The following is a 14,574-nucleotide window of genomic DNA, read 5'->3' as shown; positions in this document are numbered from 1 at the left end:
TGCCGTGAGCCAGGCAGCGGTTGCCACACGGATCGCCGAGCATTTGCAGCACGGCGATCTGGTCTACATTGCCGATAGCGAACAGACGGCGGTGGCTTTGGCCGCCGCCGTCAGCGCGGCTGCCCCCCAAGCTGCGGTCGTGCTGGTCCCCGCCAGTGACGCCTTGCCCGGTGAAGAGGCTCCGGCGTCTCCAGGGAATGCTGGCGCGCGCGTCGCGGCGCTGCGGCAAATCCGCGGCAAGGTTCAGGGTACGTGCCAGAAGCCGTGCGTCGTACTGGCAAGTGCCGAAGCCATTGCGCGACGTTACGCTCCGCCCAACGCGTTCGACCCCGCTCCACCTGTCCTTGGTGTGGGCGATCTGCTCGATCTCGAAAGCTTTGAAAGCGATTGCGAAGCACTGGGGTATGTTATCGATGACCGGGTCGATGAGCCGGGTGAAGTTGCGGTGCGGGGTAATGTGGCCGATGTCTTCCCGGCCGATCGTACGCTGCCGGTTCGCATCGAAGCGGGCGATGGACGGATTGTCAGCCTGCGTAGCTTCGATCCGGTTGACCAGCGCAGCCTGGACGATCTGACTGCCGTCGAAATCGGCCGTGTGGCTGAGCCAAGCGCGGTGGGCGGGGTAACGCTCCTCGCTCATTGCCCTGCGGGCGCGGCCCTGGTCCTCGAAAACAAGGTTGCGTCGCGCCATCGCGGGCTGCTGGCCCTTGCCGCGGATGTGACACGGCATGGCCGAGTCCCCGCCGACATGATCGGCGAGGAAGAATGGCGTGCGGCAACGACCGGCCACGACCGGCTCGACTGGGCCACCGACGACATTGGGGCCATTTCGCGGTTCGTCGAGGAGCGGGCTCCCCTGGGTGCCCTGTCCCGGTTCGTAGTGCCCCTGCTGGAGAGGGATGCCCGCCTCATCTTGCTGGGCAGCGACCGCGATCTGCGGTTCCTGCGTCCGCGTATTGCCAAAAAATTGAAGCGCGACTGCATCATGCTCGCCAGTTGGGCAGACGTCGCAGCGCTCCCATCAGGTGCGTTCGCGGCACTTGAAATGACGTGCGACAGAGGCTTTGTACGTGACAAGATCATCGCCGTTACCGCAGCTGATTTGCTCGGTAGCCGTGCGGAAGCTGAAGCTGGGTCGGTAGATCAAGAAAACGGGTTCGATGGATTGGGCGACCTTCGCTGCGGCGACGTTGTCGTCCATGAGGATCACGGCATTGCGGTAATCAGCGGGATCGAACCTTTGCCCCTGCTCGAGGGCAGCGAGCAGGACGCCATCGCGCTTGAATTTGCTGGCGCAGCTCGCCGACTGGTACCGGTCAGCGATGCCGGTCGCATCTGGCGTTACGGCGCCGACCCCGAGGCGGTGGCTCTTGACAAGCTGGACGGGTCGAGTTGGATCAAACGCCGAGAGACGCTTGACGGCGAGCTTGCTGAGACAGCCAAAGCGCTAATTGCGCTGGCCCATCAGCGTGCGGCACGAACTGTACCGGCAATCGCGGCCGACCCGGATGTCTACGAACGGTTCGTGGCTGGCTTCCCCTATTCGGAAACGGCAGACCAAACCCGCGCCATCGACGCCATCCGTTCCGACCTCGCTTCCGGCACCGCGATGGACCGGCTCGTCATCGGCGATGTCGGTTACGGCAAGACCGAGGTTGCGCTGCGCGCTGCGGCGTTTGCCGCGCTGGCGGGCGGGCAGGTCGTGCTGGCCGCGCCGACGACTGTGCTTGTGCGCCAACACTACGAACTGTTCCGGGCCCGGTTCGAGGGGACCGGCGTGACTGTCGCAATGCTGTCAAGCTCATCGACGCCCGCCGAAAAGCGCGCAGCGCTGGCCGGTCTTGCCGACGGGTCGATCGGAATCGTCGTCGGCACAAGCGCCGTCGCTGGCAAGAGCGTCCGGTATCGCAGCCTGCAGCTGGTCATCCTTGATGAAGAGCAACGCTTCGGCGCGGCCCACAAGGCCAGACTGCGCGCGCTGCACAGCGGCCATTTCCTGGCGCTCAGCGCCACACCGATACCCCGGACGCTCCAGAACGCGCTGGTGGGCTTACAACAGCTATCGGTTATCGCAACTCCGCCTGCGCGGCGGCAGCCAATCCGCACGGTGGTGAGCGATTGGGACGATACAAGCGTCCGGGCCGCGCTGCTGCGGGAACGGGCCCGGCGGGGGCAAAGCTTTGTCGTGGTCCCAAGGATCGCGGACATGGCGGCGATCGAAGCCAAGCTTGGGCAGCTGACGCCTGAACTCACGGTGGTCTGCGCGCACGGCAAGCTGTCCGCAGCAGAACTCGATACCGTAATGACCGAGTTCGCAGACGGTCGAGGCGACGTGCTGCTTGCCACCAACATTATCGAGGCAGGGCTCGACGTCCCCCGCGCCAATACAATGATCGTTTGGCGTGCGGACCGGTTCGGTCTGTCGCAGCTCCATCAGCTTCGAGGCAGGGTCGGACGTGGCAGTCGGCGCGGGCAGATCATGCTGCTCACGGACGCCGGTCATCCGATCAGCGAGGCGACCGCGAAGCGCTTGCGGACACTCGAAGCGCTGGATCGCCTTGGTGCCGGGTTTGCAATCAGCGCGCGCGACCTCGATCTGCGCGGCGGCGGAGATCTGCTGGGCGACAGCCAGACCGGGCATATGAAACTGGTTGGCGTCGAGCTTTACCAGCACATGCTGGAAGCGGCGCTCCGCGAGGCTCGCGGCGAGACCAGCGCGCTCCCCGCGCCTGACTTGAGACTAGGAGTCCATGGCGCCTTGCCCGAAAGCTGGATCCCGGAAGTGGATCTGCGGCTGCAGCTTTATGTCAGATTGGCGCGGCTGACAGATCTCGCCGCTCTGGATCTCTTCGAGGAGGAGTTGGAAGACCGGTTCGGCGCTATCCCCAAGGAGACGCAAGTGTTGCTGTCTGTAGCAAGGGTGCGCCTTCTTGCGCAAATTCTGGGTATTGAAAGGATTGACGCCGGGCGCGCCGCCATCGCGTTAAACCCGCGCGGTGAACCGCCAAAGTCATCGCCCCACCCCAGCGCCCAATTGGTGGACGGCCGTTTCCTGGTCCGCGAGAAGATGAGCGATCCGCACGCGCGATTGACCAGGGTAGAGGAAATCCTGCTGGAGATGATGGAAGTAGATACGGTACCCCCCGTGGAAACGATCGGTAGATAGAGGGTGATGGCCTAAGCGAGCGTCCGCAGCGTTATCGACCATCGAAGCTGTTGGAGTGGGGCAATGCTGTGTTCCCACTGGGTTCTGGCCTCACCGCTCAACCTGTAAAGCGAGCCGGGCCGAAGAGGCAGGGAATAGCGTGAGAAGCCGGCCGGTTGCCGCCTCCGCAATCGGAGGAAGGCCTCGGTGCCAAGCGAGATGCCGAACACTTCACCGAAGATTGCACGATCACGGTGCCAACCTATCGCCGCGCCCACCGGATAACGGGTCAGCAAGGCATGAACAATGGACCGGCCCGGCAGTTCACATTTCGCCTCGACCATCCTTGCCAGCTTGTCGAGCCAAGGAGGGAAAGCTTCGGCTTCACTTAACGTAGACGCGGTGAAATCGTAGTGAAGCCCGTAAGAGGCCGTCTCGCGCCTTCCAGTCCATTGCTGGAACCTGAAAGGCGCAAGCGACGTTTCCTCGATCTCGGTGATAAGGCTCAGCTGAGCGGCCTCATCAACGAGATCTTCAATCAGGAACAGGCCAGGAATGGCCGGGCCGAAGAAATCATCATTCACCTTGGACTGACATCAGCCTTGGGCAGCCATCAACTCCGCCTTGCGCGCCGCGAGCTGCTCGCCCAGTGCTTTGAGATCCATGCCACTGGCGCGGCATTCGGGGAAGAGTTCCTTTTCTTCCTCCTGCACGTGATGATCGATGTATTCGCCGAGCACCGTAACCTTGGCGTCGAACAGCGGTTCACCGACTTGGCTGGCCTCGATTTCTGCAATCAGCGCCTTAGCGCTCGCGTGTTCGACTTCTGCTTCATCGAGCAGATCATCGTCATCAAGGGCTTCATAAGCCGCCGGGTAAAAAATCTCTTCCTCGATCGTCGCATGGACGGTCAGCGCCATGCAGATCTTGTCTGCCAGTTCCTGCTTGCGCGCATCATCGTCGGTCTTGTCGAATTCCTCGAACCAGCCTTTGACCTCCTTGTGGTCGTCCTTGAGCAGCTTGATCGCGTCGGCGGGTCGCTTCTGCTCCTTGCTCGCCTTTCGCGTGGCACGCGCGCCGGTTTTGGGTTTTGCTTTGGAAGAGGTGGCCATGGGAAGCTCCTTTCGGCGGATAAACTTATCAGATGCGCTGGAGTTCCCCGCAGTGTAGGGTCAGTAGAGATAATATGGCGAGTACTCATTGACCTGCAGAGGCCGGCGCTGTTCTTGAAGGAATTGGATGCGATGCAGCGTTGGTGCCATCATTGCTCTTGAGGCTCGCGCGTTCTATAGCACGGCGTTGTGCCAGGAGATCAGACCTTTTGCCGCAGCGGGACGAAATTGGCGCGGATCGCGCTAGGCCGTATCGTCGAGGATGCGGCCAGCGAGGTCTATTTGTTCTCGGCGGATAGCTTTCAATTTGTTCTGGTAGATCGGGGTGTGAGTAGCCCCTAGTTTTCTAGACGCCTTCCGCTTTCAAAATCTGCTGCCGTTCGAATTGGGCGGGCGACAGCATCCCGTTCCTGACCTGCTTGCGCACCGGGTTGTAGAACATCTCGACGTAATCGAACACGTCCTGTCGGGCTTCTTCGCGGGTTTTGTATGTCCGGCGCCGGATGCGCTCGCGCTTGAGCGAGGAGAAGAAGCTCTCGGCGACGGCGTTGTCATGGCAGTTGCCGCGTCGGCTCATCGAGTGCTCAAGGTTGTGAGACCGGATGAACGCAGCCCAGTCCATGCTGGTGAACTGCGAGCACTGGTCCGAGTGGATCAGCACCCGCTGCTTCGGCTTGCGCCGCCATACCGCCATGTGCAGCGCCTGCAGCACCACGTCGGTAGTCTGCCGGCTCTGCATCGACCAGCCCACCACCCGGCGGGAGTAGAGATCGATCACGACGGCCAGATAGGCAAAGCCCTCCATGGTGCGGATGTAGGTAATGTCCGTCACCCAAGCCCGGTCTGGCGCAGCCACGTCGAACTGGCGATCCAGAGTGTTGTCGACCGCCAGGGACGGCTTGCCGCCATAGCTGCCAGGCCGGCGTTTGTAGCCGACCTGCGCTCTGATACCTGCTAGCCTGGTCATCCGCGCAACACGGTTGGGGCAGCAGGTCTCGCCGTGATCCAGCAGGTCGTCGTGCAGCTTGCGGTAGCCATAGCCCTTGCCGCTATCGTTCCAGGCCCGCCGTAGCAGCTCCGTTTGCCGAGCATCTTCCCGAGCCCGCTGGCTCAGCGGGCTCTTCTGCCAAGCATAGAAACCACTGGGCTGCACGGCGAGGCAGCGGCACATTGCCCGCACGCCAAAGCGATCGCGATGCTCGGCAATGAACGCGTATCTCACTTTGCATCTCAAGCGAAATACGCGGTGGCTTTTTTTAAGATGTCGCGCTCCTCCGTCACCCGGGCCAGTTCGCGCTTCAACTGGCGGATCTCGGCGTCCTTGCTGGCATCGCCGGACACAACCTTCGCCAGCTGCCGCTTCCAGGCATACAGCGAATGCTGGCTGACGCCGAGCCGCTGCGACACCTCAGCTACCGGATAACCCCGTTCGGTGATCTGAGCCACCGCATCACGCTTGAACTCATCGCTGAAATTGGGCTTCCCCATCGTCGCCTCCTGTCCTCAAAATTAGGATCGAAGGCGTCCAGAAACCTGGGGGCTACTCAGTCTTCAGGTTTTCCAATGCGCTCATTTTCTTCCTCCTCTGCTGATTTTCGCTGACCTACATTTCAGCCGGCGGAGTTGCGACTTCAGCGTAAGCGCTGTGCTCAGCCCACGGTGGTCCACGGCATGAGGTCGCCGACGCTGTTGGCCGGGTGACCATTGGCGAGCCTGGTGAGCGTCTCAGTGAGCCAGTTGTGCGGGTTGATGCCAGAGAGCTTGCAGTTCTCGATGAGCGTGGCGATCACCGCCCAGTTGTCGCCGCCTTCGTCCGAGCCGGCGAACAGGGCATTCTTCCGGTTGAGTGCGAGCGGACGGATCGAGCGTTCCACGGCGTTGTTGTCGAGATCGACACGACCATCGTCGAGGAACCGTGAGAGGCCGTCCCAGCGGGTGAGCGCGTAGCGGATCGCTTCGCCGAGCTTGGCCTTGGGGCTGACCTGGCGGTTCCGGGCTTCGAGATAATGGTGCAGATCGTCGATGATGACGCGGCTGTGTTCGCCGCGGACCAACCGACGCTGCTGGGCAGGCTCGCCGCGCACTTCATCCTCGATGGCGTATAGCAGGGCGATGCGATGCAGCACCGCGGTTGCGACTGGCGACGTGTCGGCAAGCTCGTAAAACTTGCGTCTGACATGGGCCCAGCAGAAGGCGAGTTGGACCTGCTGCCGGCGTCTGGCCAGCGCGGCGTAGCCGCCATAACCATCGACCTGCAGGATGCCCGCGAAGTTGCCGAGGTGCGCCTCTGCCCGCTCGCTCTTGCGATCCGCGGCGTAGACATAGGCGACCATCGGCGGATCGCCGCCAGCCCATGGGCGATCATCGCGGGCGTAGGCCCAGAGCTGCCCGGTCTTGGTCCGCCCACGCCCCGGATCCAGCACCGGTGCCGTCGTCTCGTCGGCAAACAGCCGTTCTGATCGTCGCAATCGCTTGAGGACCTCATCGCGCAAGGGGCGCAAGTACCATGCTGCCCGTCCCACCCAGTCGGCCAGCGTGGACCGATCGAGCTGGATGCCCTGCCGGGCGTAGATCTGGGCTTGAGGGTAGAGTGGCAGGTGATCGGCGTACTTGGCGACCAGTACCTGGGCGATCAGCGCCTCGGTGGGAATGCCGCCCTCGACGATCCGCGCCGGTGCTGGCGCCTGCACGACCGCGGCTTCACAGGAACGGCAGCCGTAACGCGGCCGGCGCGTGACCAGCACGCGGAAGGTGGTCGGCACCACATCGAGGCGCTCGGCCACATCCTCGCCGATCTGGTGGAGCGCACCGCCACAACAGGGGCAGGCCTTGTCCTCGACATCGACGACCTGTTCGATCCGCTCGAGATGCGCCGGCAGCGAACCGCGGTTGGTCTTGCGCGAGCGCTGGGCCTGAGCCCGACTTGTCTTGTCCCGGGCGTGCTCGGCCTCGGCCAATGCCGTCTCGACTTCCTCCAGGGCAAGCTGGAGCTGATCGGGATCGAGTTGTTCGGATCGGCGGCCGAAACGGTGACGCTGCAAGGCGTCGATGATCGCCTTCAGGCGTTCGACCTCAGCCTGGAAAACCTTGAGAGCATCAAGCTCACGGGCCTGTTCGAGGACGAGCGTACGCAGCGCTTCGACGTCGTTGGGAAGGTCCGCTTCCATGAGCATGGAGGCAGTGAATCAGCGTTGACTGGCCTGGTCAACCGGCAATCTGCGGGGCAATCGGACGTCGCCCGCCATGCACCCGGCGCCAGTCCAGGCCTTCCAGCAAGGCGCCGAGTTGCGCCGCCGTCAGGCGCATTACGCCGTCCTGGATGCCCGGCCACTTGAACCCGCCGGACTCCAGCTTCTTGGCCATCAGGCACAGGCCGGTGCCGTCCCACCACACGAGCTTGATCCGGTCGGCGCGCTTCGCCCGGAACACGTAGATCACGCCCGAATAGGGATCACCGCCGTACTCGGCGCCGACTAGAGCAGCCAGGGCGTCAGGCCCTTTGCGGAAATCCACCGGACGCGTCGCCACCATCACGCGCGCGCCAGCGCCCGGTCCGATCATCGCGTCGCCCTGAGCGCTTCGATGACTGCGGCAATCATGCCAGCATCGGCGCCGCGACCGATCCTTACCGCCACACCGTCGATCTCCAGCTCGACCGCACTCGCCTTCGAACGGCGACGCTTGCGGGAACGACGCATCGGCGCGGGATCCGGCGGTGCACTTGGGTCGATGACGGCGGGGACGAACGCGGCCGCTTGCGGCCCTGCTGCTGGCAGAGCCACGCCCTCGGCGTCGAACCGATCACAGAAAGCCCGCCGCCAGGCATAGACCTGAGAAGGATCAAGCCCATGCCGGCGCGCCACGGCGCTGACGCCCTCGCGGCCAGAATAGCACTCCGCGACAATCGAAGCCTTCACTTCCGCCGGCCACTCCCGGCGCTTGCCCGCGCCCGAGAACACCTCGAACCGCTGCGCGCCCCTACTCACAGGATCATCACCCGAGATTATCATAGTAGCAGCGTGCTCCAGCCCAATCAGGGCGCGGAGACTCAACGCTGCGCTTTACGCACGCAAGATGGGGGCAGGACAGCACTTACACTTCAGCCCTGGAAATGCAGCAGAATGCCTCGCGCGATAGCTGGAGCTTCGAGAAAACCGAGGAACGCCTCGCCGCCATCATGCGCAACATTCATAATACCTGTGCCGAGACCGCCGAGGAATACGGCGCCCTTGGCGACTATGTTCTGGGCGCAAATATCGCAGGGTTTGAGCGTGTAGCAGCTGCCATGACAGCCTTTGGCGTCATCTAGGCTCTCAGGCCCCATTGATGATTTTGTTGTGGCTCAGTTCGCCCTAATTTGAAGCATTCAGGGGGCGATGGTCGCTAAGAATATGTGTTAGCAACCTACTGGAGCATTCCCCGCTCTGCCAACGAACTGAGCGGAAGCAGTTGCAGGGTCGTTTGCGTGGATGAGAGCGACTATCTAGGGTCGGACGCGGACGCCCGCTCGATATTCTCCTCAATGGACTCTGCGGTGAGAGCAGTTGGCGAAGCAGATCGGCGCGTATCGAAAAGTCAGATCGGGTTTTATCGGAAGTACCCATTTGCCGCTGTTTGGCGGCGGAACCAATATCTCAGCGGAAGCCATCCACCGCTGGTTTTGAGCATTTTCCTACAGCGAAGAGACCGATCTCTGCGCTGGAAGGAAATAGTCGAGCCCGAGCCAGGAAGCTTCACCCATCACCTGGAGATCAATGGCGCAACAGAGATCGACCACCAGGTTCGGGAGTGGCTGCGGGAGGCATGGACATCTGCTACGTGACTGATCATAGCCAGAAGATGACAGTTGCGGTGATGCATATGGCGGACTGAGCCGAAGCGGGGTCGGATCTGATCGTAACATTTTTGTAGGGTGACCTGCTAAGTCCGGTTTTGCCATGACCGGGGTCAAAACCCAACCTATTCCAGCAATCGGCTACCCCACAGCGGCTTCAACCGTTCGAGGAGGAACAGCATGGAAAGGCTGGCGAGCGCAATGTCCCGATTTCCCGGGGAGCAGCGCGGGCAAAATTGAACAGATCGACTCGCTTTGCGGATCAACCGCCCCTTCCCGTGCATGGAGGTCCGGATGCGCAACCTACTTCCGATCATCATTGCTGTGCTGCTGCTGGGCTCCTGTGATCGTCAGGAGCCTACTCGGCGCGGCAGCATCGCCCCGGCAGCGGATGCCCAGCAGTCGGACTCTCCAACGGCCGATCCGGCAAAGCGAACAGATGCCCATTGGGTCTTGCAGCCAAGCGCTGAGGCCAGTGTACTGGTCCTGCAGGCACAAACTGGCAACCCGATCCTGTCTCTCACTTGCCCTTCGGGAGGAAACCGGCTGCAAGTCAACCTGCCCGGTTTTACGTCGATCGGAAGCGAGGAGCGGCTGTCATTTGGCAGTGGCGGCGAAGTGGAAGCGCTTGTCGCAGATTTCCGCCGCGATCGCCGACTTGGCGGTGTCAGCGCGGCGGGAGCGGTTCCGGCCAACCTCGCGGCGCTGATAGGCGGCCCGGTGTCGGCAAGCTATGGCCCCCAGACCAGCGGTCCCCACCCTGCCGTACCCACCGCGATTGTCGCGTCGTTCGTCGCTGCTTGCCGCGGCCAGGCATCCGAAGTTGCGCCGCGCGCGGCATTGCCAGACCGTCCGGTCAGCCCCTGCCTCGTTCAGGACGGCCGGGAGTTTTCGGCCCAGCCCCTGCGCGCAATCGGAACAGAACCGTTCTGGGCCGTGCGGATCGAAGGGCGCTGCGTCACTTATTCCCACCCGGAGGACCAGAAAGGCACGCGCGTCTGGACCCGGTTCACGCCCACAACGGAGGGCGGTGTGTGGACAGGCGCGCTTGACGGGCGCCCGTTCGAACTGCGGACCCGTGCGGCGCCCGGCTGTTCCGATGGCATGTCGGACATGAGCTACCCTGTGGCGGTCGAGCTGCTGGCCCATGGCGAGCGCCGGAAAGGGTGCGCCGAACCGATGTAAGTCGGGGTCGCTGGTTCAAACTGAGTGCTGACCCAAAACATGCCCGCATCCATGCGGAAGCATGCGGACGAAAAGCCGCTCTTAATCAGCGGGTCCTAGGTTCGAGCCCTAGTGCGTCCACCAAATTCTTCATGAAATACAAAGTCTTAGGGCTATTTGCTGCTGCACTGGGCCCATCATTCAGTGCTCTAGGTAGCTCTCTAGGTAGCTCTCTAGGTAGCTCTCTAGGTAGCTGTAAGTCAGGCCCCATCCCTCGCGACTCTGAACCAGGATGGCCGGGTTAGGCATGCAGTTTGGTGCAGACTCTACATCAAATCGAGGGAGCCCGCAGGGGGCAGGTCAGTGGTAAGCGCGATGTCGGCTGAACACGCGCTGCCATCGGAGCAAGACCCGACATTAGATGCAATCGGCGTTCCTCGTTGACGTATGACATGCACAAGCCGTGATCGGGAAGAGGAATGACTGGCTGAACCCGTGGCAAGCGGATGACGCAAAGCTGGAGGGCCACCCGCGGCGTACGGACATGATCCTGCGCCGACAGCAGCCCTCATTTGGGTAAGACGTTCCGGGTGGCCGTCCACATCAGGATGAAGTTCCGCCCTTCCGACCACGTCTGCCCCTCGATGCGGTCGCCTATCAGACAACCGGAGCTGTGGTACGGGCCGGTTCCGTCCTGCGTGCGAAATGCAAAGCATGGACGGCCGTTGGTGGCGCCCACACGTCCACGTTCGATCTCGTGCTCGTAGAAGCGGCCGGTCAGCGTGCCATCGGCCGCGACCGCGAGCGTCATTGCCTTGGGGTAGGCGGGTGCCTGCGGTTCAGGTCGCAGGTCGGCGGTCCAGTTGCCGGCGAGCGTCGACTTGTCCTGCGCGAGCACGGGAACTGTAGCAGCACAAAGCGCGATGCCGAGCAGAGCGGCATGGGCGAGAGGATGCATTGGGTCTTCTCCTTACAGGGTTCAGGGATTGGCCGGGCACAGCGCGGCCGACAGCAGGTCGAAGGTCAGACCCTCGCCCTGCCACACTTCGCCGAATTCGACCGACTGGTCGTTGGTGAACAGGATGACCGCGCGACCAAGCTCAGGGGCGATGATGTTGCGCACCTGCGTGCCCGCGAAGTCGCCGCGCCGTTCCACGATCTGCACCGGCGCAGCGCAACCATCCAGGCGCGCAGGGAACGACCAGACGCCGAGCGCCATGAACCCGAGCTGCGTGTCGCCCTCCCAGGCGGTCGCGCGGGCCTGAGGAGACAATAGACGACCAGCCATCAGCGCGCGGTCGAACTCGGCCAGGTCACGAGCGCTGCCGGTCAGCGCGTGGGACGCGCCGCCCGTGGCGACGTTAACGGCGGCCACGCGCGCCGCCCCGTCATAGCCGACCGCAGCCGCACCGCCGCGCGTCGCGCCGTCGGGCGCAAGGCGCAAGGATCGGAGCCCGAGCGGCCGGGCGATACGTTGATCGACAAGCCGGCCGTAGGGGAGGCCGGTCACCGCCTCCAGCACGGCGCCGAGCACGAGATAGTCGCAGTTGTTGTACTCCCAGTCGCCGCCGCGCGGCCGTTTTTTTGCCCCGGCGCAGAAGCCGGCCGCACGGGCTGTATTTCCGATGCCGCTGCCAGTCTCGCGGTAAAAGGCAGGCACGCCGTCGACTGCTGGCGTGTCAGCCGGGTTCGGCAGGCCCGAGCGGTGCTGGAGCAGCTGGCGGATGGTTATGGCACGGTCGCCGCCGAAGCCGGGCAGGAAGGTGCCAATGGCTGCGTCGAGCGCAATCCGCCCGCGGTCAACCTCCTGCATGACCAGCGTCGCCGTCACCTGCTTCGTGATGCTGGCCCAGACCCAGCGCTGACCAACCCTATTGGCCTTGCGCGCCTCGCGGTCGGCAAGGCCGTAAGCGACGGCGCGCTCGGCTCCGTCTGCATCCGCCACAACAAGTTCGCCAGGAAGCCGCGCCCTGCTCAGCACGGCCGAGGCGCGCGTTAACGCTGCTTCAAGCGGGGGTGCTGTGCTGGGGATTGAGGTCTCGGCTCGGCCCGGTGTCGCGGCGCACAACGCTGTCAGCAGCAGCACCCGTCTCATCATTCTCAATCCCATCATCAGATCCTCGTTCATGATGATGAAGCCATGACGCGACGGAGGTGGGCTGTCGCCGGTCGCGCGACCGGCGTCGCCCTGTCACGACCGACGTCGTCACGATCCATGTTGCAGCGTGGCGGAAGCTGCTACGCAGGAGGACGATGAAAAGTCCGATCGTCATGTCTGGCGCTGCCCTCGTCCCGGCGCGGCTCGCGCTTGCGAGCATCGCCAGCTTCTGGGCGGTGTGGCTCGTGCTCGTGACCGGCCGCGCGCTGGTGATGGATTGGCCCGATCAGGGCGGCATGCTTGTTCGACGCCTCGGCATGGCGGCGGTCGGCGCTGCACTGGCCTGGGTCATTCACCTTTTGCTCATGCGGTGCGCGTGCCAGCGCCTGGCTCTGCGTGCAACTGCGGCGTTCACAGCGTGCATCCCGGCGGCGCTGCTGTTCGCCGTGCTCAACAGCTTCGTATTCTACCGCTGGTTTCCGGTGCCGTCAGTGCTGCCTGACCTCGCACGCTGGGACGAAGGCGCCGTGCTGCGCACTGCCGTAGCTGACGGCTTCGTCACCTGGTACTTCTTCTTTGCCGCGTGGGCCGCTTTCCTGCTCGCGCTCGGCGTGGTCGGCGAGGTGCGCATGGCCGAGCGCGCGCGCGGCGAAGCCGAGGCCGCCGCGCGCGACGCACGGCTCGCCATGCTACGCCTCCAGGTCGATCCGCACTTCCTCTTCAATGCGCTCAACGCGCTGTCGTCGATGGTCGCCTGTGGCGAAACCAAGGCGGCAGGCGCGATGATCCGCGACCTCGCTGCCTTCTTCCGCACCGGCCTCGTGGAGGATCCTGCAGCCGACGTTAGTCTTGCCGACGAGGTTGAATTCCAGCGCCTCTACCTTGCGATCGAGCAGGCGCGCTTCGGAGAACGGCTGCGCGTCTCCGTCGACGTTACAGCAAAGCTGAACGGCGTGAAGCTACCGGCGTTGCTGCTGCAGCCGCTCGTCGAGAACGCGGTGAAGCATGGTCTCGGCGGCACGACCGCGCCCGTCCTGATTAAGGTACGTGCGTGGCAGGATGGCGCAATGCTCCACTTGAACGTCACCGACTGCTCTCACGGTCAGCTCGCGATGCCTGACGCGCGGCAGCCTTCAACCGGAATCGGCCTCGCCAATGTCCGCGCCAGGCTGGCCGCGCGATTCGGGCCAACAGCGGCACTGACGGCAGGCCCGATAAAGGATGGCTGGAGCAGCACCATCACCGTGCCGCTCGAGCCGGAAGCGGGACGTGGCTGAGCGGCCGCTCTGCGCGCTGGTCGTCGATGACGAGGCGCCCGCTCGGCGCCTGCTGCGGATGCTATGCAGTGACGCCGGTATCGTCGTCTCAGGGGAAGCCGACGACGGCGACTCGGCACTGGCACTGCTTGAAGAGATACCTGCCGACATCGTCTTCCTCGACATCGCCATGCCTGGCATTGATGGCATGGAGACGGCGCGCCGCATCCCGCAGGGCGGCAATACGGCGTCCGTGCCTGCGGTCGTGTTCACCACCGCATTCGCTCAACACGCGCTTGCCGCCTTCGACGTCGGCGCGGTCGATTACCTGCTCAAGCCCATCGACACGGCGCGCTTCGGGCTCGCAATCGAGCGCGTTCGTGCCGCGCTGGGCGGGCGGCTTGGCGATGCCCCCTCCCCTGCTGATCACCTCTGGGTGCCCCACCGCTCCGACCTTGTGAGGGTCGAAGTCGCGGCGGTCGAACGCGTTGAGGCCGAGCGCGACTACGTGCGCGTGGTGGTCGGCGGTCGCTCCCACCTCCTTCGCGAGACGATGGAAGGGATGGCCAAACGCTTGCCGTCTGACCGCTTCATCCGCATCCACCGGTCGACGATCGTTCGGCGTGACCTGGTGCGCGGGCTGCGACATGAGGGCGGTGGCGTGTGGTCGATCGCACTGGCCGACGACACGATGCTCCGCATCGGCCGAAGCTACCTCGACGCGGTGCGAAGTCTCTGAACAGCCGTCTTGGAACGGAGCTTGTGTCGATTTTCTGTTGCCGTGCTATGCAAAACCCAACCGGTATGCGGTCCGGCAACCAGATCAGCGCCTGACCCTGGCCCTCGACTTACTTGACGCGTGAATCAGGAAGGTTCCCTCATCCCAACCCGTCATCGAGGCTGGACCCTGAGGGTGGGAACGCGGCATCAAACTGTTTCGTTCCAGCTTGCGTAAAGGTGATCGC

At 63.6% G+C, this 14,574-nt stretch carries 13 protein-coding genes, 1 tRNA gene and 1 pseudogene; 7 read left to right on the top strand and 8 right to left on the bottom strand.

Annotated elements, in window-relative coordinates; translation table 11 throughout:
- The first annotated feature begins 4 nt into the window (after window positions 1–4).
- Window positions 5–3,166 (top strand): helicase-related protein, encoded by a 3,162-nt coding sequence (locus B9A23_RS00185; protein ID WP_051586978.1) that lies wholly within the window; start codon window positions 5–7, stop codon window positions 3,164–3,166.
- Window positions 3,167–3,177: 11 nt separating this feature from the next.
- Here the strand turns inward: B9A23_RS00185 and B9A23_RS00180 are convergent, their stop codons facing one another.
- The 6 genes from B9A23_RS00180 to B9A23_RS00155 all read right to left on the bottom strand — a co-directional run bounded on the left by B9A23_RS00180 (window position 3,178) and on the right by B9A23_RS00155 (window position 8,243).
- The gene (locus tag B9A23_RS00180; protein WP_036527586.1) at window positions 3,178–3,729 is read right to left on the bottom strand and encodes an alpha-ketoglutarate-dependent dioxygenase AlkB; all 552 of its coding nucleotides are present in this window, start codon (window positions 3,727–3,729) and stop codon (window positions 3,178–3,180) included.
- A 12-nt stretch (window positions 3,730–3,741) separates the two neighbouring features.
- Complete coding sequence (locus tag B9A23_RS00175) at window positions 3,742–4,257, bottom strand: hemerythrin domain-containing protein (protein WP_036527589.1); 516 nt, start codon at window positions 4,255–4,257, stop codon at window positions 3,742–3,744.
- A 346-nt stretch (window positions 4,258–4,603) separates the two neighbouring features.
- Window positions 4,604–5,745 (bottom strand): IS3 family transposase gene (locus B9A23_RS00170; protein WP_139797264.1). Its coding sequence is split into 2 segments (ribosomal slippage): window positions 4,604–5,511 and window positions 5,511–5,745, totalling 1,143 coding nucleotides; the frame shifts between segments, so codons are not numbered across the junction.
- Between the two features lie 161 nt (window positions 5,746–5,906).
- Complete coding sequence (locus B9A23_RS00165) at window positions 5,907–7,430, bottom strand: IS66 family transposase (protein WP_084276699.1); 1,524 nt, start codon at window positions 7,428–7,430, stop codon at window positions 5,907–5,909.
- A 31-nt stretch (window positions 7,431–7,461) separates the two neighbouring features.
- Window positions 7,462–7,818, bottom strand: a complete 357-nt coding sequence (tnpB, locus tag B9A23_RS00160) for an IS66 family insertion sequence element accessory protein TnpB (protein ID WP_036527596.1) — start codon at window positions 7,816–7,818, stop codon at window positions 7,462–7,464.
- Window positions 7,815–8,243, bottom strand: a complete 429-nt coding sequence (locus B9A23_RS00155; protein WP_236727400.1) for an IS66-like element accessory protein TnpA — start codon at window positions 8,241–8,243, stop codon at window positions 7,815–7,817. Before B9A23_RS00155 ends, tnpB begins: the two co-directional genes overlap by 4 nt.
- A 110-nt stretch (window positions 8,244–8,353) precedes the next feature.
- Between B9A23_RS00155 and B9A23_RS00150 the strand changes: the two are divergent.
- The 4 genes and pseudogenes from B9A23_RS00150 to B9A23_RS22615 form a co-directional block, all read left to right on the top strand.
- Window positions 8,354–8,566, top strand: a pseudogene (locus tag B9A23_RS00150) (glutamate dehydrogenase); the annotation flags it as partial.
- Window positions 8,567–8,650: 84 nt separating this feature from the next.
- A complete protein-coding gene (locus tag B9A23_RS23475) occupies window positions 8,651–9,079 on the top strand; it encodes a DUF5655 domain-containing protein (RefSeq protein WP_363331315.1) in 429 nt (142 codons plus the stop codon).
- 306 nt (window positions 9,080–9,385) lie between these two features.
- Window positions 9,386–10,276 (top strand): COG3650 family protein, encoded by an 891-nt coding sequence (locus tag B9A23_RS00145; protein WP_139797263.1) that lies wholly within the window; start codon window positions 9,386–9,388, stop codon window positions 10,274–10,276.
- A 55-nt stretch (window positions 10,277–10,331) separates the two neighbouring features.
- Window positions 10,332–10,399, top strand: a tRNA-Ser gene (locus B9A23_RS22615).
- A gap of 424 nt (window positions 10,400–10,823) precedes the next feature.
- Here B9A23_RS22615 and B9A23_RS00140 read toward each other — a convergent pair.
- Window positions 10,824–11,213: a hypothetical protein gene (locus B9A23_RS00140; RefSeq protein ID WP_084276697.1), complete on the bottom strand. Its 390-nt coding sequence runs from the start codon at window positions 11,211–11,213 to the stop codon at window positions 10,824–10,826.
- A 21-nt stretch (window positions 11,214–11,234) separates the two neighbouring features.
- Complete coding sequence (locus tag B9A23_RS00135) at window positions 11,235–12,383, bottom strand: serine hydrolase domain-containing protein (protein ID WP_084276696.1); 1,149 nt, start codon at window positions 12,381–12,383, stop codon at window positions 11,235–11,237.
- A gap of 125 nt (window positions 12,384–12,508) precedes the next feature.
- Between B9A23_RS00135 and B9A23_RS00130 the strand changes: the two genes are divergently transcribed.
- Complete coding sequence (locus B9A23_RS00130; RefSeq protein WP_084276695.1) at window positions 12,509–13,630, top strand: sensor histidine kinase; 1,122 nt, start codon at window positions 12,509–12,511, stop codon at window positions 13,628–13,630.
- Window positions 13,623–14,348: a LytR/AlgR family response regulator transcription factor gene (locus tag B9A23_RS00125; protein WP_254894900.1), complete on the top strand. Its 726-nt coding sequence runs from the start codon at window positions 13,623–13,625 to the stop codon at window positions 14,346–14,348. Before B9A23_RS00130 ends, B9A23_RS00125 begins: the two co-directional genes overlap by 8 nt.
- Window positions 14,349–14,574: the final 226 nt, after the last annotated feature.

Source organism: Novosphingobium sp. B1 (genome assembly GCF_900176395.1).
Classification (GTDB): domain Bacteria; phylum Pseudomonadota; class Alphaproteobacteria; order Sphingomonadales; family Sphingomonadaceae; genus Novosphingobium.
This window is presented reverse-complemented; position numbering and strand designations above follow the sequence as displayed.

Excerpts from the sequence above, each read along its gene's own strand:
- B9A23_RS00175 (WP_036527589.1), bottom strand. The coding sequence starts at position 4,257 with ATGGCCACCTCTTCCAAAGCAAAACCCAAAACCGGCGCGCGTGCCACG.
- B9A23_RS00130 (WP_084276695.1), top strand. The coding sequence starts at position 12,509 with ATGAAAAGTCCGATCGTCATGTCTGGCGCTGCCCTCGTCCCGGCGCGG.
- B9A23_RS00140 (WP_084276697.1), bottom strand. The coding sequence starts at position 11,213 with ATGCATCCTCTCGCCCATGCCGCTCTGCTCGGCATCGCGCTTTGTGCT.
- tnpB (WP_036527596.1), bottom strand. The coding sequence starts at position 7,818 with ATGATCGGACCGGGCGCTGGCGCGCGCGTGATGGTGGCGACGCGTCCG.
- B9A23_RS00165 (WP_084276699.1), bottom strand. The coding sequence starts at position 7,430 with ATGCTCATGGAAGCGGACCTTCCCAACGACGTCGAAGCGCTGCGTACG.
- B9A23_RS00135 (WP_084276696.1), bottom strand. The coding sequence starts at position 12,383 with ATGAACGAGGATCTGATGATGGGATTGAGAATGATGAGACGGGTGCTG.
- B9A23_RS00145 (WP_139797263.1), top strand. The coding sequence starts at position 9,386 with ATGCGCAACCTACTTCCGATCATCATTGCTGTGCTGCTGCTGGGCTCC.